The sequence below is a fragment of the Actinomycetota bacterium genome (assembly GCA_004297305.1).
Taxonomy (GTDB): domain Bacteria; phylum Actinomycetota; class Actinomycetes; order S36-B12; family FW305-bin1; genus FW305-bin1.
Map to the genome: position 1 here is coordinate 333,444 of SCTR01000007.1, position 19,000 is coordinate 352,443.

The 19,000-nt window shown below is 70.9% G+C and carries 11 protein-coding genes and 1 pseudogene; 6 read left to right on the forward strand and 6 right to left on the reverse strand.

Annotated features, from left to right (window positions below; genetic code table 11):
* Positions 1 to 129: 129 nt before the first annotated feature.
* The 3 genes from EPO13_07245 to EPO13_07255 form a co-directional block, all read right to left on the reverse strand.
* Positions 130 to 759: a hypothetical protein gene (locus tag EPO13_07245; GenBank protein TAK69651.1), complete on the reverse strand. Its 630-nt coding sequence runs from the start codon at positions 757 to 759 to the stop codon at positions 130 to 132.
* Positions 756 to 2,570 (reverse strand): hypothetical protein, encoded by a 1,815-nt coding sequence (locus EPO13_07250; protein ID TAK69652.1) that lies wholly within the window; start codon positions 2,568 to 2,570, stop codon positions 756 to 758. Before EPO13_07250 ends, EPO13_07245 begins: the two co-directional genes overlap by 4 nt.
* Positions 2,571 to 2,782: 212 nt before the next feature.
* Positions 2,783 to 3,634 (reverse strand): PAC2 family protein, encoded by an 852-nt coding sequence (locus EPO13_07255; protein ID TAK69653.1) that lies wholly within the window; start codon positions 3,632 to 3,634, stop codon positions 2,783 to 2,785.
* A 110-nt stretch (positions 3,635 to 3,744) separates the two neighbouring features.
* Here EPO13_07255 and metH point away from each other — a divergent pair, with 110 nt between their 5' ends.
* The 3 genes and pseudogenes from metH to EPO13_07270 all read left to right on the forward strand — a co-directional run bounded on the left by metH (position 3,745) and on the right by EPO13_07270 (position 10,229).
* Positions 3,745 to 7,263, forward strand: coding sequence for a methionine synthase (metH, locus tag EPO13_07260; protein TAK69654.1), 3,519 nt, complete (start codon positions 3,745 to 3,747; stop codon positions 7,261 to 7,263).
* A 723-nt stretch (positions 7,264 to 7,986) separates the two neighbouring features.
* Positions 7,987 to 9,433 (forward strand): annotated as a pseudogene (locus EPO13_07265) (DHA2 family efflux MFS transporter permease subunit).
* Between the two features lie 160 nt (positions 9,434 to 9,593).
* Positions 9,594 to 10,229 (forward strand): HAD family phosphatase, encoded by a 636-nt coding sequence (locus EPO13_07270; protein ID TAK69768.1) that lies wholly within the window; start codon positions 9,594 to 9,596, stop codon positions 10,227 to 10,229.
* Between the two features lie 195 nt (positions 10,230 to 10,424).
* Here the strand turns inward: EPO13_07270 and EPO13_07275 are convergent, their stop codons facing one another.
* The 3 genes from EPO13_07275 to EPO13_07285 all read right to left on the reverse strand — a co-directional run bounded on the left by EPO13_07275 (position 10,425) and on the right by EPO13_07285 (position 14,877).
* Positions 10,425 to 12,965 carry an FtsX-like permease family protein gene (locus EPO13_07275; GenBank protein ID TAK69655.1) on the reverse strand — a complete coding sequence of 847 codons (2,541 nt, stop codon included), beginning with the start codon at positions 12,963 to 12,965 and terminating at the stop codon, positions 10,425 to 10,427.
* Between the two features lie 8 nt (positions 12,966 to 12,973).
* Positions 12,974 to 13,747: an ABC transporter ATP-binding protein gene (locus EPO13_07280; protein ID TAK69656.1), complete on the reverse strand. Its 774-nt coding sequence runs from the start codon at positions 13,745 to 13,747 to the stop codon at positions 12,974 to 12,976.
* A 164-nt stretch (positions 13,748 to 13,911) separates the two neighbouring features.
* On the reverse strand, positions 13,912 to 14,877 hold the full coding sequence (locus EPO13_07285) for a PD-(D/E)XK nuclease family protein (protein TAK69769.1): 966 nt from the start codon (positions 14,875 to 14,877) through the stop codon (positions 13,912 to 13,914).
* Between the two features lie 231 nt (positions 14,878 to 15,108).
* On the opposite strand from EPO13_07285, the gene EPO13_07290 reads away from it, so the two are divergent.
* The 3 genes from EPO13_07290 (at position 15,109) to arc (ending at position 18,992) form a co-directional block, all read left to right on the forward strand.
* The gene (locus tag EPO13_07290; GenBank protein ID TAK69657.1) at positions 15,109 to 16,272 is read left to right on the forward strand and encodes a CBS domain-containing protein; all 1,164 of its coding nucleotides are present in this window, start codon (positions 15,109 to 15,111) and stop codon (positions 16,270 to 16,272) included.
* 161 nt (positions 16,273 to 16,433) lie between these two features.
* Entirely contained in the window at positions 16,434 to 17,303 is an 870-nt protein-coding gene (locus EPO13_07295; protein TAK69770.1) for a tRNA (adenine-N1)-methyltransferase, read from the forward strand.
* Between the two features lie 33 nt (positions 17,304 to 17,336).
* Positions 17,337 to 18,992, forward strand: a complete 1,656-nt coding sequence (arc, locus tag EPO13_07300) for a proteasome ATPase (GenBank protein ID TAK69658.1) — start codon at positions 17,337 to 17,339, stop codon at positions 18,990 to 18,992.
* Positions 18,993 to 19,000 lie beyond the last annotated feature (8 nt).

A 19,000-nucleotide genomic window follows, 5' to 3' on the forward strand; every position in this document is an offset into this window, starting at 1 on the left:
TACCGGCGAGCTCATGCGTAACCGAAGAGCGCTGCCGGAGGCGGTTCGGCGGTAGCGGAGAGCTCAGGCGGTAGCGGAGAGCTCAGGCGGTAGCGGAGAGCTCAGGCCGTACCGGATAGGTAAGGCCGCTCAGCTGTTGTAGCCGAGCTTGATCCGGACCTGCTTGACCAGGAACGTGCTGGGCGGGGCGTACTCGTCGCTGACGGCGATCCCGATGACAACCTGTCCGTTGGCGACGAAACGCTTCGCGTTGAGTGTCCCGATGGTCCGCCAGCTGGCGGTGCCGTTGGTCGCGCTGAGCCGGCCGATACCGACCCAGGAGCCGTTCGGCTTCCGCGCCCCGGCGACGACCATGCTGGGCGGGGAGTTGGTGTATCCCTGCACCTGGACGACGAGTTTGCGGTACTTGCTGGCGGGCGGGACGGCGAACACGTAGTACGCGTTGGCCTCGGCGTAGCTGATCGAACGGCGGCACCGGTTCACCAGCCACAGCCCGTCCGGCTGGTTCGCCGGGACGCGGGAGTTCGCGCACTGGTCGGTGCCGCCCGAGGAACTGGCCTGCCGACCGGTGAGCGTGAGGCTGACGTTGCGCTTCGCCGTGGCCACCAACGCCCCTGCCGGCGCCGCCACGGCAGCCGGAGCCACTGCGGCGACCTGTGCCGCCTGCGCTGTGGGGGCCGCCTGCGCTGTGGGCAGCAGGAAGGACAGCAGCCCCCCGAGCGCCGCGCTGATAGCGATCGTCCGGCCTCTGCGGGTCATGCCGCCTCCTTCTGCTGCTGTCCGTTCGGTGCCGCCGCGGCGGAGACCCGTACGACGAACAGCCGTGTGGTCGTGAGGTTGCCGGCCGCATCGACCAGGCGTACCTGCCAGGTGTACCGGCCAGCCGGCAACGCCCTGCCGCCGCGGCCGTTGCCGTCGAAGTGCACAGACAGCCGGCCAGGAGTTGCGCCGGTGGCCGACAGCCGACGGACCAGCCGGCCCCCGGCACGCACGTCGACGCGCATCGTCGCTGCCTCGTTCGTGGTGACCCCGAGGAGCGCCCCGGTGCCGCGCCGAGGATAGACGGTGGCGCCTGCGCCCTGGACGGCCCGCGCACGAGGTGCCCTCGTGTCGACGACCACCGGCACCACGGTCACGGCCCGGTGCGATACGCCGTCGACCCGGTGGCGCAGCACTACCCGCACCAGGTACCGGCCGTTCGGCACCACCCCACCGGAGATGCCGACGCCGTCCCACCGGATGACCACGTGGCGGCCCTTCGGTCGTACCGCGCGGGCGCCGGTGATCGCCGCACCCTTGGCCGTACGGACCGACCACTGCAGCTGCCAGCCGGCCGCCAGCCGGCCACGTTTGCCCAGCGCCTCCGCCGGCACGGTGACGGCCACGGGCAGGGTGTCGCGACGGCCGTCAGCATTGGGGGAGAAGGCCGCTGCACCGACCCCGGCACCGATGCGCGCGCTGGCCACGGCGAGGACCGCCGGCGGCGTCGGACCTGCGCCCGGTGCGACCGCCGCCACGGCGGCCGCGGCGTCCACGAGTCCCGCCCCGAGGTGCTGGCCGGGCCGAGGGGAGGCGGTCGACTGCAGCGTCGACGCGACGACCGCGGGGGGCAGCGACGGGGCGACGGCTCGCATCATCCCGGCGGTGCCGGACACGACCGCGGTGGCGAACGAGGCGCCGTGGTCGGTGGCGTAGCCAGCCGGGTAGCGGGTCGACCCGGCCGTCGGCGTCGTACTCCACAGCTGGTCGCCGGGCGCGCCCAGCGTGATCCAGTTGCCGTACGACGAGAAGCCGGCGCGCGCTACTCCGTCCACGGTGGTGGCCGCCACGGCGACGACGCCGGGCGACGACGCCGGGTAGAAGGCGGGGACCGACTGCCCCAGGTTGCCGGCCGCGGCCACGACGACGACGCCGCGCCCGATCGCGTAGGCCACCGCGGCGGCGACGGCCGGGTCGAAGGTCGTGCTGCCGAGCGACGCGTTGATCACGTCGGCCCCGTGGTCGGCTGCCCACCGGATCCCCGCGGCCACCGCGGCCGGGGTCTCCATGCCCTGCGCGTCGCTCACCTTCACTGCCAGCAGGCTGACGCCGGTCGCGACGCCGGCGATACCGATGCCGTTGCCAGCCCGGGCGGCGATGACGCCGGCGACGAAGGTGCCGTGCCCGTCGTGGTCGGTGACATCGCTGCCACCCGTCGTCGCGTCGTACTGGCCGACGACGGCGCCGCTGAGGTCGGGATGACCGGTGTCGACGCCCGTGTCGAGGACGGCGACCACGGCGCGCGCCGCCGCCGGAACCAGCGGCCAGGCATCGGGCACCCGGGCCGCCTGCCACGGCAGCGCCTGACTCGGCCACAGCGGGTCGAGGGCAGCGACCGCCACGGCGCCGTCCGCGGACCGCACGACAGCCGACGTGCCGACGTCCGACGTGCCGGGGACCGACGTGCCGACCGCCGCTGCTCCGGCCGTTGCGGGCGCTGCCACGAGCACCAGGCAGGCCAGCGGCGGCAGCACCGCCAGGCGGCCCCAAGACGCGCCGGACGAGGACGGGACAGGACGGGCAGCACGCACGCGGGATCCGATCGCAGACGGGGTTTCGGCGCGCCACGGTAGGGCGCCGGAACCGCCGGCAGCGCGATCGACAGCGCCCGGTCGGGCGCCGCAGCGGGGGCGTTAGGAAGGACTTAGTGCTGGCATGGGCGGCCGTTGCGCGATCGACGTCGGTGCCGTCCGACCTCAGGTGCCCGCGTCAGGCGCCGTACGACCTCTGGTGCTGTACGGCGTCACGCGCCGTCCGGCCCGCGGCGGCGCAGGTAGCGCTCGAACTCGCGGGCGATCGCCTCGCCACTGGCCTCCGGCAGGTCGGCGGTGTCCCGCGCCTCCTCCAGCTGCCGGACGTATTCGGCGACCTCCTCGTCCTCGGCCGCGAGCTCGTCGACGCCGACCTCCCAGGCGCGCGCCTCCTCGACCAGGTCACCGACCGGGATCGTGACGTCCAGCAGGTCCTCGAGCCGCCGTACCAGCGCGAGCACGGCCTTGGGGCACGGCGGCTGGGCGACGTAGTGCGGCACCGCGGCCCACAACGACACCGCCGGCATGCCCGCGGTGGTGCAGGCTTCGACGAGCACACCGACGATGCCGGTCGGCCCCTCGTAGCGGGACGGCTCCAAGTTCAGCGTCGTCGCGAGGCCCGCGTCGCTGGACGATCCGCTGACCGGCACCGGGCGGGTGTGCGGCGTGTCGGCGAGCAACGCGCCCAGCGTCACGACCCGGGTGACGCCCAACTCGGCGGCGAGGCCGACCAGTTCGGCGCTGAACTGACGCCAGCGCATGTTCGGTTCGATACCGCGGACGATGACCAGGTCGCGGGCCGGCTCGGGAACCCGGATCACGAACAACCGCGTGGTCGGCCAGGTCACGTGCCGCTTTCCCTTGTCGTCGAAGCCGACGAGGGGCCGGTTCACCTGGTAGTCGTAGTAGTCCTCGGGGTCGAACTCGGCGATGGGCCGGCCGCCCCAGACCTCCTGCAGATGTTCCAGGGTGCCGCTGGCAGCGTCGCCGGCGTCGTTCCAGCCTTCGAACGCCGCCACGAGGACCGGATCGACGAGCTCCGGCAGCGACTCGATCTCGATCACCGACACCTCCGCCGACCGGCCGGACCCTCCGAACCCGGTCAGCCTACGTCGTACGACCGGGCCGTAATCCGACGAAGCCCTCGCAGCGGCGCGGCTAGGCTGGCCCGCCTATGAGCGCACCCGGGCAGCCGCCCCCTCGACCGTCCCTGCTGGCAGCGCTCGCGCAGCGCGTGGTCGTGGCGGACGGCGCGATGGGCACGATGCTGCAGGCGGCCGATCTCACCCTCGACGACTACCACGGCCTCGAGGGGTGCAGCGAGATCCTCAACGTGACGCGGCCCGATGTCGTCGCCGGGGTTCATGACGCGTACTTCGCCGTCGGCGTCGATTGCGTGGAGACCAACACCTTCGGCGCCAACCTGGCCAACCTCGGCGAGTACGACATCGCCGATCGCATCTACGAACTGGCCGAGGCGGGAGCGCGGATCGCCCGCGAGGTCGCCGACGGCTGGTCGACTCCCGACCGCCCGCGCTGGGTGCTCGGGTCGGTCGGGCCGGGGACGAAGCTGCCGACCCTCGGGCACGTGACGTACGCCGAACTCCGCGACGCCTACCAGCAGCAGACGGCCGGCCTGCTGGCCGGCGGTACCGACGCGGTGCTGGTCGAGACCTGCCAGGACCTGCTGCAGGTCAAGGCCGCAGTGGTCGGTACCCGGCGGGCGATCGCGGCTGCCGGGCGCGCCGTGCCGCTGCTGGTCAACGTCACCGTCGAGACCACCGGGACCATGCTGCTGGGATCGGAGATCGGCGCGGCGCTCACCGTGCTCGAACCGCTCGGGGTCGACCTGATCGGCCTGAACTGCGCGACCGGGCCGGCCGAGATGAGCGAGCATCTGCGCCACCTGTCCCGCCACGCCCGGGTCGGACTGTCGTGTATGCCCAACGCCGGTCTGCCGATTCTCACCTCCGACGGCGCTCACTACCCGTTGACGCCGGTCGAGTTGGCCGACGCCCACGACCACTTCACCGCCGAGTACGGCCTGGCCCTGGTCGGCGGGTGCTGCGGCACCACGCCGGAACACCTGCGACACGTGGTGGAGCGCGTCCGGGGCCGGGAGGTCGTCGCGCGCCGGCCGCGGCACGAGGCCAGCGCGGCGTCGCTGTACCAGAGCGTGAGTTTCCGACAGGACACGACGTACCTCACCATCGGGGAGCGGACGAACGCCAACGGCTCCAAGGTGTTTCGGGAGGCGATGCTCGAGCAGCGCTGGGAGGACTGCCTGGAGATCGCACGCGAGCAGATCCGCGACGGCGCCCATCTGCTCGACCTGTGCGTCGACTACGTCGGCCGCGACGGCGTGGCAGACATGCGAGAACTCGCCTCCCGGCTCGCAACGGCCTCGACGCTGCCGGTCGTGGTCGACTCCACCGAACCGGCGGTGATCGAAGCCGGTCTGGAACTGCTGGGCGGCCGCGCCGTGGTCAACTCCGTCAACTACGAGGACGGTGACGGCCCCGGGTCACGCTTCGACCGGGTGATGCGGCTGGTGCGTGAGCACGGCGCGGCGGTGATGGCGCTGACGATCGACGAAACCGGCCAGGCGCGCACCACCGAATGGAAGGTCCGCATCGCCGACCGCCTCATCGCCGCGCTGTGCGACGACTGGGGGATGGACATCGGCGACATCATCATCGACTGCCTGACCTTCCCGATCGCGACCGGTCAGGAGGAGACCCGTCGCGACGGCGTGGCGACGATCGAGGCGATCCGCGAGGTGAAACGGCGGCATCCGCAGGTACAGACCACTCTGGGACTGTCCAACGTGTCGTTCGGGTTGAACCCGGCCGCCCGGCAGGTCCTCAATTCGGTGTTCCTGCACGAATGCGTCGCAGCCGGCCTGGACTCCGCGATCGTGCACGCCTCGAAGATCCTGCCGATGGCGCGGATCCCCGAGCAGCAACGCGACGTCGCGCTGGATCTGGTCTACGACCGCCGCCGCTTCGACGACGAGGGGGTCTGCAGTTACGACCCGCTGCAGCGCTTCCTGGAACTGTTCGAAGGCGTCGAGGCGACCGCACTGCGGGCCGGCCGGGCCGACCAGTTGGCTGCCATGCCGCTGTTCGAGCGACTGGAACGGCGGATCGTCGACGGCGAGCGGACAGGACTCGAGGCAGATCTGGATCTCGCCATGGCCGAACGCAGCCCGCTGCAGATCGTCAACGAGACCCTGCTGGCCGGGATGCGCGAAGTCGGCGAACTGTTCGGCCGCGGCGAGATGCAGTTGCCGTTCGTGTTGCAGAGCGCCGAGGTGATGAAAGCGGCGGTCGCCCATCTCGAGCCGCACATGGAACGTACTGACGAGAGCGGCAAGGGGACCATCGTGCTCGCCACGGTCAAGGGCGACGTGCACGACATCGGCAAGAATCTCGTCGACATCATCCTGACCAACAACGGCTACAACGTGGTGAACATCGGCATCAAGCAGCCGGTGACGGCGATCCTCGATGCCGCGCAGGACACCGACGCCGACGTCATCGGGATGTCCGGGCTGCTGGTGAAGAGCACCGTGGTCATGAAGGAGAACCTCGAGGAGATGAACTCCCGAGGCGTCTCGACGCGTTGGCCGGTGCTGTTGGGCGGTGCGGCCTTGACGCGGGCCTTCGTCGAGCAGGACCTGGCCGAGGTGTACGAGGGCGAGGTCCGCTACGCCCGCGACGCATTCGAGGGTCTGCGCCTCATGGACGCGGTCATGGCGGTGAAGCGAGGCGAGCCGGGCGCGGCGCTTCCGCAGCGGCGCGAGCGCCGGGTGCGCGCCGTACGCCGGGATCCGGAGCCCGAGGTCGCGCTGCCGGCGCGCTCGGACGTCGCCACCGACAATCCCGTTCCGGTGCCGCCGTTCTGGGGCGACCGGGTGGTGAAGGGCATGGCGCTGGCCGAGTACGCCGCCTACCTCGACGAGCGCGCCACCTTCCTCGGCCAGTGGGGTCTCAAACCCTCCCGCGGCGACGGACCCTCCTACGAGGAACTCGTGGAGACCCAGGGCCGTCCCCGACTGCGGATGTGGCTGGACCGCATCCATACCGACGGGCTGCTGGAGCCTGCCGTGGTCTACGGCTACTACCCGTGCTGGTCGGAGGGCAACGACCTCGTCGTCGGGTGGCACGAAGGCGACCGGTTCGGTCAGGAACGGTTGCGTTTCACGTTCCCCCGGCAACGGCGTGACCGTCACCTGTGCCTGGCAGACTTCTTCCGGCCCAAGGAGTCCGGCGAGCTCGACGTGGTCGCGTTCCATATCGTCACCATGGGCGAGAGGGCATCGCAGTCCACGGCGAAACTGCTGGCCGCCGACGCCTACCGGGACTATCTGGAGTTGCACGGCCTCACCGTGCAGCTCACCGAGGCCCTCGCCGAGCTCTGGCACGCCCGGGTCCGCGCCGAGTTCGGGTTCGCCGGCGAGGACGACAGCGACCGGGATCGGCTCATCGCCAAGCAGGGCTACCGCGGGTCGCGATACTCGTTCGGCTATCCCGCCTGTCCCGACGTCGAGCAGCAGGCCGGCCTGGTCACCTTGCTGCAGCCCGAGCGCATCGGTGTGTCGCTGTCCGAGGAGTTCCAGCTCCATCCGGAACAGTCGACCAGCGCGCTGATCGTTCACCACCCCGAGGCGAAGTACTTTGCCGCAACCTGATCGACATGCGGGCCGACCGATGCGGCCAGATCGACGCCTCCGACCGATGCGATCAGGTCGACGCCTCCGACCGCCGCGGCTCGATCCGGGCACCCCATACGTCGTCTCGCGCCCATTGACGTCCATCCGGGACTTGGCAGCCTGAGTCGATTCTCAGCATCGGGTGAGCCGAGTCATACGCGCCACGCCGAGCCGCGGGAATATGACGCTCGCCTCGACTCTTGTCGGCCTCGTGATCACCGTCCGGGCGGTGAGCCACAGGCGGGGTGACGAGATGCGCCGGCGGGCCGGCCATCCCGAACGAACGCGAGTCGTACGGCGGCCAACCGCTGGAACATGGGCGTACGGCGGGGCGACCGCCGATACAGCCGACGGGTCACGGCGACCGGGAAGGCGGCCGCGGCCGCCTGGATGGCGGCCACCGAGGCCGAGAGCACGAACGGCCGGAAGGCCGAAACGGGACGACCGGCGGGCAACCGCCGTGGCAGGACGAACGGCGGGCGACCGCCGGGCAAACCGTCGCCGGATTGTCGGGGGTTCCCAGTAGCCTCCGGCCAGTTCCGGCAGCGGACACCCACGCACGACGTACCACCGAAGGAGATCCACATGGCTACGACGGGCGCCAGCGATACCGGCAGTTCTGCCGGCACTGCCGCTGCTCCGCACGACCACGGACACAGTCACCTCGGCCTCGCGCTCGTCGTCATTGCGACGGCGCAGCTCATGGTCATCCTCGACGCGTCGATCGTGAACGTCGCGTTGCCCAGCATCCAGCAGGCGCTCGACTTCAACTACGAGAATCTGACCTGGGTCATCAACGGTTACACCCTGGCGTTCGGCGGACTGCTGCTGCTCGGTGGCCGCGCCGGCGACCTCTTCGGGCGCAGGCGGGTCTTCATCGTCGGCGTCCTGCTGTTCAGCTTCGCCTCGCTGCTATGCGGCCTGGCGTGGAACGACACCTCGCTCATCGCCTTCCGCGCTGCAGGGCGCCGGTGCGGCCATCGCGTCACCCACCGCACTGGCTCTCATCACCACGACGTTCCCCGAGGGTCCGCCGCGCAACCGTGCCTTCGCGGTGTACGCCGCGATGTCCGGTGCCGGCGCCGCGATCGGCCTGGTCGCCGGTGGTCTGCTCACCGACTACCTGAACTGGCGCTGGGTGTTCTTCGTGAACGTCCCCATCGGCCTGTTCATCGCCCTTGTCGCACCTCGCGTCCTCGGCGAATCCCAACCACAGCCGGGCAAGATCGACTACGGCGGCGCCATCGCCGGCACGGCGAGCCTCACGATCCTCGTGTACGGCATCACTCGGGCCAGCAACCCCGATCAGGGTTGGAGCAACAGCGGGACCATCGCCTGCTTCGTGATCGCTGCGGTGCTGATGGCGGTGTTCATCTGGATCGAGGCCGTTCATCCGCACCCGATCATGCCGCTGCACATCTTCGCCAACCGCAACCGTTCAGGCTCCTACGCGGTCATGCTGATCGTGGTCGCGGCGATGTTCGCGATGTTCTACTTCCTCACGCTGTTCGTGCAAGGCATCCTCGGCTACAGCCCGGTCAAGGCCGGTCTGGCGTTCCTGCCGTTCACGGTCGGGATCGTGATCGGCGCGGGGCTGGCAAGCAACCTGACGCCGAAGGCGCCGCCGCGGGTCATCGCCGGCGTCGGCATCGTGTTGGCGATCATCGGGCTGGTCTGGTTCTCCCAGCTCAAGGTCGACTCCGGCTACGTCACCGGTCTGCTGCTGCCGATGCTGTGCATGTCGATCGGCATGGGGCTGATCTTCGTGTCGCTGACCCTCGCCGGTGTTGCCGGTGTGCGGCACGAAGAGTCCGGTATCGCCTCGGCCGTCCTGAATACCATGCAGCAGGTCGGCGGGTCGCTCGGTCTGGCCATCCTGGCGACGATCGCGGCCAACGCCACGCTCTCGCAGTTCGCCCAGGCAGAAGCGATCGCCCAGGACGCCCGGGACAGTGCCCGCGGCGTTCCCGGCGTTCCGATGCCGTCCGGCGATCTGCTGAGCAAGGCGTTCGACGCCCTCACCCACGGCTACACGACAGCGTTCGCCGTCGGGGCGGCGATGTTCGTGGTGGCCTTGATCATCCTGGTCGTCGCCGTCAACGAGCCCCGGCAGGCGCACGACCCGAGCACGCCGGTGCACGCCGGCTGAGTGCACGTCCCCGGACCGCGATCCGCGATCAGCGATCCATGCAGCATCCGTACGGCCCCGAGCCACTGGCGTCCGCCACCCGGCCCGGGGCCGTACGGCGTCCCGTAGCGTGCCGCAGGTGATCGCGCCGCCCCGTCGTCCTGCCGCAGTGCTGTGGGACATGGACGGGCTGCTGGTGGAGACCGAATCGCTGTGGCTGGCCGGGGAGACCCGGACGATGGCGGCGTACGGCCTCCCGTGGACGCCAGCGGACCAGGCCCGCTGCCTCGGGGGACCGCTGCACCGCGTCGGCGCGTACATGGCCGACCGGATCGGCGGGGCTGCCGCGGCGACCGACCTCGTCGCCGACCTCGTCGGCCACATGACCGCTCTGCTGTCCGACAGGCCCGTCCAGTGGCAACCCGGGGCCCGCCGGTTGCTGGAAGAACTGCAGGACGCCGGCGTGCCGTGCGCGCTGGCCTCGGCGTCACCCCGGGTGCTCGTCGACGCGGTACTGGCCGATCTCGGCACGGGGTGGTTCGGCGCGACTGTGTCGTCCGACGACGTCGAACGGACCAAGCCGCACCCGGAGCCCTACCAGCGGGCCGCCACAGAACTGGGGGTCGAGCCGGCCGACTGCGTGGTTCTCGAAGACTCCCCGACGGGTGTCGCCGCCGGCCTCGCCGCCGGGGCGTACGTCGTCGCGGTGCCACACCTGGTCGCGATCCCGGCCGGCCCACGGACCCGCGTCGTCGCGTCGCTGCGCGACGTCACGCTCGACCAGCTCAGCGCCTGGGCGCTGGCCGCCGCCGCCTGAAGCAGCGCGCTGCTGCTGAATCCGGGCCGAGACGGCCGGACGAAGCCTGCGCAACGCCACCCGCAGCGCCCTGCATCTCAGCCACCCCAACGTGGCGGGGCCTGCATTGGGCCGCCGCGACATAACGCGCCCTGCATTGAGCCGCAACATGACGCGTTCTGCATTGAGCCGCAACATGACGCGCCCGACCGCGAACTACTCGACGGCGATGGCCCGCAGCACGTCCAGCCGCGCCGCTCTGATCGCCGGCCAAACCGAGGCGATGACACCGCCGATCGCCCCGACCAGGACGAACCCGACGAGCTGGCCGACCGGCACCGCCAGTTCCGTGATGCCCTGCGGCGCCAGGACACGCTGCAGCAGCACGCCGTACGCCAGACCGGTGCCGACGCCGAGCACGGCGCCGAAGACCCCCAGCAGCACGGACTCCTCCGTGATCATCAGGGCCACCTGCCGCCGACTGGTACCGACCGCCCGCAGCAGTCCCAGCTCACGGGTGCGCTCGACGACGCTGAGCAGCAGCGTGTTCACGATGCCAAGTACGGCGATGACGACGGCGAGCGCCAGCAGGGCCAGCACGAAGTTGAGCACCGCGTCGACCGAGCCGCGGATGTCCTCTTTGACCTGCGCCTGGTCCTGGACCTGGACCGCCGGGAAGTCCGTCAGCCGTCGCTGTAGCTCGGCGCGCAGTGCTGCCACGTCCGCTCCCGGCGCCGCACGCACGTACACCGCGGAGTCCTCCTCAAGCGTTCCCACCGCGGTGATCGTCGGCACCGAGGTGATGAAACCGCGGAAGGGCCCGGCGGGCTCGTAGACCGCCTGCAGCCGTAGCTGTCCGGCGCCGTTGGGGAAGGTGAGCGGGACCACCTGCCCGACCCGGTACCCGTTGTTGGCGGCCGTCGTACTGTCGACCGCGGCGCCGCCAAGCCCCAGCCCCTCCAGCCTCCCGGTCGTGAAGTCCAGATCGATGACGGCGGCGAGCTGCGCCGGGTCCGACCCGGTGACCGGCACCCGGTCGCCGCTGCCGGTCCGGGCCACCGTCTGCCGCGCGAACGCGACCGCGCGAGTATTCGGACTGTCCCGGATCGCCTCGAACACGTTGTGGGAGAACGGCCGGAAGCCCGGCCCGAAGACGACGAAGTCGGCGCCGATCGTGTCGTCGATGACCCGGTCGGTCGACGCCGAGGTCGACGCCGCGATCACCCCGATCGCAGTCATCAGCCCGAGCCCGATCATCAGGGCGCTCGCCGTGGCGGCGGTACGGCGCGGGTTGCGGCGGCCGTTCTCGCGAGCCAGCCGACCTACGATGCCGCCGAACACGGCGCCCAGCACCCGCAGCGCCGGCCGTGCCAGCACCGGGGCAAGCACCACCAGGCCGAGGACGCCGAAGAATGCCGACAGCCCGGCGACACCGGCGGCGCGCTCCGGATCGTCGAGCACGCCCAGCGAGCGCCACGCGACGACAACGGCGGTCAGCACGAGGACGGTGCCGGCCACGGCCCGAACCCGCAACGAGCGCACCGGCAACGCGACGTCGTCCCGCAACGCGGCCACCGGCGGGATCGTGCCGGCTCGCCGTGACGGCAGCCACGCCGCGACCAAGGTCACCCCGACGCCGACCAGGTACACCACGACGACGGTGCGCGGCAGCAGCTGCAGGCCGCCGGGCGGCAGATCGACGCCGACCGCGTCGAACAGCCGCCGCAGCAGCAACGCCAGTCCGAGCCCGGCGGCCAACCCGGCGGTCGACGCCAGCACGGCCATCACGGCCGCCTCCAGCAGGACCGAGGTGCGGACCTGCCGGCGCGAGGCGCCGAGGGCACGCAGCAGAGCCAGTTCCCTGGTGCGCGCGGCCACCAGCATGGAGAACGTGTTGAAGATGAGGAAACCGGCGACGAACAGGGCGATCAGCGCGAACACGAGCAGGAACGTCGTCACGAAGCCCAACGCGGTCCCGAGCCGTTCGGCGACGTCATCGGTGAGTTGCTGACCGGTGGTGGTCCGGATCTGCGGACCGACGACTGCGTCGATCCGCCGTTCCAATTCCGGCTGGCTGACGCCGGGCGCGGCGACCGCCAGCACCTGGCTGAGCCGGCCCGGCGCGAGCAACTGCGCCTGTGCGCCGGCCAGGCTGAACACCACGGTCGTGCCGCCGCCGAAACTGGCCGAGACCGCTTCCTGACCGATCCCGACGACCGTGACGTCGACCGCGCGGCCACCGCTGCGTGGGGTGACCAGCTGCAACCGCTCACCGACGCCGACCCCGGCCCGCTGCGCGGTCGACACTCCGAGGACCACCTCGTCCGGCGTCACCGGCTCGCGGCCGTCGACCAGCGTCAGGGCTCGCAGGGCGGGATCGGCGATCCAGGAACTGCCGCGGGTGGACGGGTCCGGTCCGGTGACCGGCCGCCCGCTGCGATCCAGTACGACCGCGCCGTCGGCGGACACCACGCCGGTCGCGGCGGCCACACCGGGCACCGCGGCCACCGTCGCCAGGATCGACTCGTCGAGTGCCTGGCTCGGGTCGCTGTCGGTACGGCGGGTTTCCAGGGGTTGCTCCCGGCTGACCACGACGTCGGCGCTGCGGACCACGAACAGCTGGTCGAACGCGTGCTGCAGAGAATCGGTGAAGACGTATGTGCCCGCGACGAATCCGACGCCCAGCACGACGGCCAGGCCGGTGAGCATCAGCCGGAGTTTGTGGGCGACAAGGGTTCGCAGTGAGGTACGGAACATCGGCGGCCTCAGGCCGGGGCGGGTGAATCGAAACCGCGCATCCGTTCCAGGACCCGCTCAGCAGTCGGGGCGGCCAGGGTGTCGACCACCTGACCGTCGGCGAGGAACACCACGAGATCGGCGTACGACGCTGCGCCCGGGTCGTGCGTCACCATCACGATGGTCTGGCCGAACTGATCCACACTGGCCCGGAGGAACCGCAATACCTCGGCGCCGGACCGGCTGTCGAGATTGCCGGTGGGCTCGTCGGCGAACACGATCTGTGGTCGGCTCGCCAGCGCGCGGGCGCAGGCCACGCGTTGCTGCTGGCCGCCGGACAGCTCGCTGGGTCGGTGACGGAGTCGGTCTCGCAGTCCCACGGTGTCGATGACCGTGTCCAACCACGCCGGGTCGGCGGAACGGCCGGCGATGTCGAGCGGCAGCGTGATGTTCTCCAGCGCCGAGAGCGTCGGCACGAGATTGAATGACTGGAAGACGAAGCCGATGCGGTCGCGTCGCAGCGTGGTGAGCGCGCGATCCGACAGCCCGCGCAGGGCCACGTCGCCGATGTGGACCTCGCCGGCGGTGATCGAATCGAGCCCGGCCAGGCAATGCATCAGCGTCGACTTGCCCGAACCGGACGGCCCCATGATCGCCGTGTAGCGACCCGCCGCCACGTCGAGGTCGACGTTGTCGAGTGCGACGACCCGGGTCTCACCGCGGCCGTAGACCTTCGTCAGTCCTCGCGCCCGGGCCGCTGGCAGGACAGGGTCGAGCGCGGCAGACTCGACAGCGGCGGGCACCGCCCCACGCTAACCCGGCAATCGCCGCTCTAACCCGGCCAACCTCCGACGCCGCCCCTGCTCGACGCGCCCTACCCGACCCTTCCTACCCGACGCCGCGCCTACTCGACGCGCCCGCCACCTGACGGCGCCCTACTCGACGCGCCCGCTACTCGACGCGCCCGCTACCCGACGCCGCCCGATGCCCGTTCCACAGCACGCAACGTCAGTACGTCGTCGGCAGACAGCACGTCCGTCGTCGTCACCGACGGCAGATCCGGGGGAGTACCGCCGAACGCCGGACAGTGCGCCTGGTGGTCGCACCACGAACACAGTCGCGACGGGCTCGGGCGCCAATCGCCGGTCCGCATGGACCGTTCGATCGCGGCCCAGATCGCGTCGAGCTTGCGTTCGGTCGCTCGAAGCTCCGCTTCGTCGGGGGCGTATCGCAACACCTCGCCGCTGCCCAGGTACAGCAGCTGCAGCATCCGGGGCACCCGGCCGGTCGTCCGCCACAGCGCCAAGCCGTAGACACGCATCTGGAACATGGCCTTGGCCTCGAAGCCCTGCCCCGGCGCGCGTCCGGTCTTGTAGTCCACGACCCGCAGCTCACCGGACGGCGCCACGTCGAGCCGGTCGACGAAACCGCGCAGGACCAGGCCGGATTCCAGCTCGATCTCGACCCGCATCTCCCGTTCGGCCGGCTCCAGCCTGGTCGGGTCCTCCAGCTCGAAGTACGTCGTCAGCAGCGGGGCCATGGAGTCCAGCCAGTCCCGCAACTCCGCTGCGCCCCCGGCAGACTCGCCCCCGGCAGAGTCGCCACCGCCCGCATCGCCGGCGGCGCGCTCGCCACCGGCAGGACCGCCCCCGCCCGCGTCACTCCCGCCCGACTCATCGTCGGCGGCGACCGGCGTACGGCGCACCGCGGGGTCGGCGAACAACAGTTCGGCGAGATCGGGCTGCTCGGCGGCGACCCGCTCCCAGGCCTGGGGCACCAGGTCGATCGCCCGTTGCAGGGTCCGGTCGGCCGGCGGCAGGTCGAACAGCGACTCGAGCACGGCGTGCACCACCGTGCCCCGGACCGCGGCCGGACTGGGCCGCTCCGGCAGCCGGTCGACGACCCGAAACCGGTACAGCAGTGGGCAGGTCATGAAGTCACTGGCCCGCGACGGCGACAACGACTGGGCCGGCGATGGGCTGGCCCACTGCGTCGGACTCGGCGACTGCACTGGCACGCGGCCAGCGTAGGACGGCGGTACGACACCCACGCCCTACGACACCCACGCCCTACGACACCCATGCACCACGAGACCACGACCCGCACGACAGCAGCGCCGTACGACACCAACGCCGGTGCCCGCCGCGGCCCGTAGCCTGGCGGGATGAGTGAGGGGTACGCCGGCGGGCGCGGCCCGTTGCTGCGGTTGTGGGGAGTACCCGTCCACGTTCCCGCCAGCGGTGTGGTCGGCGTCGCCCTGATCGCCGTGCTGTGGGCGCCGAACTTCGTGCTCAGCGGCGCACCGGCCAGCCAGCAGTACGCGCTGGCCGTGATTTTCGCCGTCCTGCTGTACCTGTCGATCCTGCTGCACGAAGCCGCTCACGCCTTCGCTGCTCGTGCGTTCGGCTACCCCGTCACCAAGATCGTGCTGTGGGTCCTCGGCGGCTTCACCCAGTACGAACGGGCTCGTCCCGCACCGGGCAAGGAGGCGGCGATCGCCGCAGCCGGCCCCCTGACGACCCTCGCCGTGGCCGGGCTGGCCTATCTGGCACTGGCCGCGACCGGCGATTCCCTAGACGTCCGAGCCGTCGTCGTCCTGGAGGCTCTGGCCTGGGGCAACGCGTTCATGGGCCTGTACAACCTGCTGCCTGGCCTCCCGCTCGACGGCGGGGCGGTGCTCCGCAGCGCTGTGTGGGCGCTGACGGGCTCGGAGAACCGGGGCGCCGTCGTGGCCGGCTGGGCCGGCCGCGGTCTGGCGGTACTGATGATCGTCACGCCGTTCGCTCTCGCGTTCGCTCGCGATGTGCGACCCTCACTCGGCCTCGTCGTCGTCGCCGCGATCTTCGCGGCGTTCCTGTGGACCGGGGCGTCGGACGCCCTGCGGCGGGCGCGCGTCAACCGCCACATTCCGGGCCTGTCGGCACGGCGGCTCGCGCGCCGCGCAGTCAACGTCGATGCTGACCTGCCGCTGGCCGAGGCGATACGCCGGATGACCGCAGCGGGCGCGAGGTCGATCGTCGTCGTCGACCGGGATGGGCGCCCGATCGGCGTGGGGGAGGACGCCGCGATCGCCGCGGTACCGCCGGCCCGGCAGCCCTGGCTGGCGGTCTCGGCAGTCGCCCGTACGTTGCACCCCACCGCCGTCCTGCCCGCGTCGCTGACCGGCTACGACCTGGTCGAGGCCGTCACCGCCCATCCGGCCACCGAGTACCTCGTCGTCGACGACGAAGCGGAACAGGCCGCGGTCGCCGGCTCGCGCCAGGTCGTCGGCGTACTCACCACGGCCGACGTCGAGAACGAACTGCGCACCGGTCCGCACGACGAGTGACGGCGGTCCGCCCGCAGCCCGGCGACACCGGTCCAACGGCCGGTCCGCGCGGCGAGTGACGGCTGTCCACTGGCGGCGCACGCTGTGGTCCGACGTCCCGCCGATTCGCCGGCAGGAACGCCGTATGAACCGCACTAGCCTCTGCGGTCGTGACGACCCCCTTGGCGCAGCATGGCCGCGGACCCTTCCGGCCCGGTGACCTCGTCCAGCTCACCGATCCGAAGGGCCGGATGCACACGATCACGCTGGAGGCGGGCCGGACGTTCCACACCCACCGGGGCGCGCTGGATCACGACGAGCTGATCGGATCCGACGAAGGCGTCGTGGTGGTGTCCACCGGGGCGACGCCGTACCTCGCGCTTCGCCCGCTGCTGCAGGACTTCGTCCTGTCGATGCCGCGCGGTGCGACGGTGGTCTATCCCAAGGACGCCGCCCGCATCGTCGGCCTCGCCGATCTGTTCCCCGGCGCCCGCGTGGTCGAGGCCGGTGCCGGCTCCGGCGCGCTGACGTGTTCGCTGCTGCGCGCCGTCGGCGACGAGGGCTCGGTGACCTCGTACGAGCGCCGCCCCGAGTTCGCGGCAGTCGCCCGCCGCAACGTCGCGCGATGGTTCGGCGGCGACCCTGCCTCGTGGGAGTTGCGGGAGGACGACCTGCAGGCCGCACAGCCGCCGGCGGCCGACGCGGTGATCCTGGACATGCTCGCGCCGTGGGAGTGCCTGGACGCGGCGGCCGCGGCACTGGTGCCCGGGGGAGTCCTGGTCGTGTACGTCGCGACCACCACGCAGCTGTCGCGAACCGCCGAGGCCGTCCGTTCCGATGGTCGCTGGACCGAGTGCCGGGCGGAGGAGAGCCTGGTGCGGACCTGGCACCTGGAAGGGCTTGCCGTACGGCCGGATCACCGGATGATCGGGCACACCGGCTTCCTGCTCACTACTCGCCGGCTGGCCCCCGGCACCGTGCTGCCGGCCCGCCGGACGCGCCCGGCGAAGGGGGCCTACCCGGATGCGGACCCGGTGGCCGGGACTTCCTAGGTAGGGTCGTCGAAAGCCCCGGGAGGTGAGCCCGTGCCCTACGACGACGAGATCCGCGCTCGCACAGTCGACGAACGCCTCAACGCCCTGCACACCGAACTGGCTGCGGTGACCGCGCAGAACCAGCGCCTCGTCGCCACGCTGCGAGAGGCCCGTGAGCAGATCGTCACGCTCAAGCAGGAGGTCGACCGGCTCGCGGAACCGCCCAGCGGCTACGGGGTGTTCCTGGAGGCCTTCGACGACGGCACCGTGGACGTGTTCACCGGCAATCGGAAGATGCGGGTGGTCGTCAGTCCCGACGTCGACGCCGCCGAACTGCGGCCCGGCCAGGAGGTCGTGCTCAACGAGGCGCTGAATGTCGTGGCGGCACGCCACTTCGAGCGCGTCGGCGAGATCGTCATGCTCAAGGAGCTGCTCGACGACGGCGAGCGCGCGTTGGTGATCGGACACACCGACGACGAGCGCGTGGTGCGGCTGGCCGAACCGCTGCGCTCGGCGAACATCCGCGCCGGCGACTCGTTGCTGCTGGAGCCTCGCTCGGCGTACGTCTACGAGCGGATCCCGAAGTCCGAGGTCGAGGAACTCGTCCTCGAAGAGGTCCCCGACATCCGGTACGAGGACATCGGGGGCCTGGGTCCGCAGATCGGTCAGATCAAGGACGCCGTCGAGCTGCCCTTCCTGCACCCGGACCTGTTCCGTGAGCACCAGCTGGCCCCGCCGAAGGGCATCCTGCTGTACGGCCCGCCCGGCTGCGGCAAGACGCTCATCGCCAAGGCCGTCGCGAACTCGTTGGCCCGCAAGGTCGCCGAGCAGACCGGAGTCGAACAGGGCCGTTCCTGGTTCCTCAACATCAAGGGCCCGGAACTGCTCAACAAGTACGTCGGCGAGACCGAGCGGCACATCAGGCTGATCTTCCAGCGGGCCCGGGAGAAGGCCAGCGAAGGTATGCCGGTCATCGTCTTCTTCGACGAGATGGATTCCCTGTTCCGCACCCGCGGCTCCGGGGTGTCCAGCGACGTGGAGAACACGATCGTTCCGCAGTTGCTCAGCGAGATCGACGGCGTCGAAGGCCTGGAAAACGTCATCGTCATCGGTGCCTCCAACCGCGAGGACATGATCGACCCGGCGATCCTGCGCCCCGGCCGGCTCGACGTGAAGATCAAGATCGAGCGGCCCGACGCGCAGGCGGCCAGCGACATCTTCTCCAAGTACCTCCTGGTGGACCTGCCGCTGCATGCCGACGACCTTGCCGAGCACAGCGGCTCTCGCGCCGCCACGGTCGCCGCGATGATCCAGCGCACCGTCGAGCGCATGTACACCGAGATCGAGGACAACCGATTCCTCGAGGTGACGTACGCCAACGGCGACAAGGAGACCTTGTACTTCAAGGACTTCAACTCCGGCGCGATGATCGAGAACATCGTGGCGCGCGCGAAGAAGATGGCCATCAAGGACTTCCTCGACCACGGTCAGCGCGGCATCCGGGTCCAGCACATGCTGGCGGCGTGCGTCGACGAGTTCCGCGAGAACGAGGACCTGCCGAACACCACAAACCCGGACGACTGGGCTCGCATCTCCGGCAAGAAGGGCGAGCGCATCGTGTTCATCCGGACCCTCGTGCAGGGCAAGCAGGGGACCGAAGCGGGACGGTCCATCGACACCGTCGCCAACACCGGTCAGTACCTGTAGTCCGCACT

Bases quoted from the DNA above. Each gene is read 5' to 3' on its own strand.
- EPO13_07245 (TAK69651.1), bottom strand. From the start codon at position 759: ATGACCCGCAGAGGCCGGACGATCGCTATCAGCGCGGCGCTCGGGGGG.
- metH (TAK69654.1), top strand. From the start codon at position 3,745: ATGAGCGCACCCGGGCAGCCGCCCCCTCGACCGTCCCTGCTGGCAGCG.
- EPO13_07270 (TAK69768.1), top strand. From the start codon at position 9,594: ATGGACGGGCTGCTGGTGGAGACCGAATCGCTGTGGCTGGCCGGGGAG.
- EPO13_07275 (TAK69655.1), bottom strand. From the start codon at position 12,965: ATGTTCCGTACCTCACTGCGAACCCTTGTCGCCCACAAACTCCGGCTG.
- EPO13_07285 (TAK69769.1), bottom strand. From the start codon at position 14,877: ATGACCTGCCCACTGCTGTACCGGTTTCGGGTCGTCGACCGGCTGCCG.
- EPO13_07290 (TAK69657.1), top strand. From the start codon at position 15,109: ATGAGTGAGGGGTACGCCGGCGGGCGCGGCCCGTTGCTGCGGTTGTGG.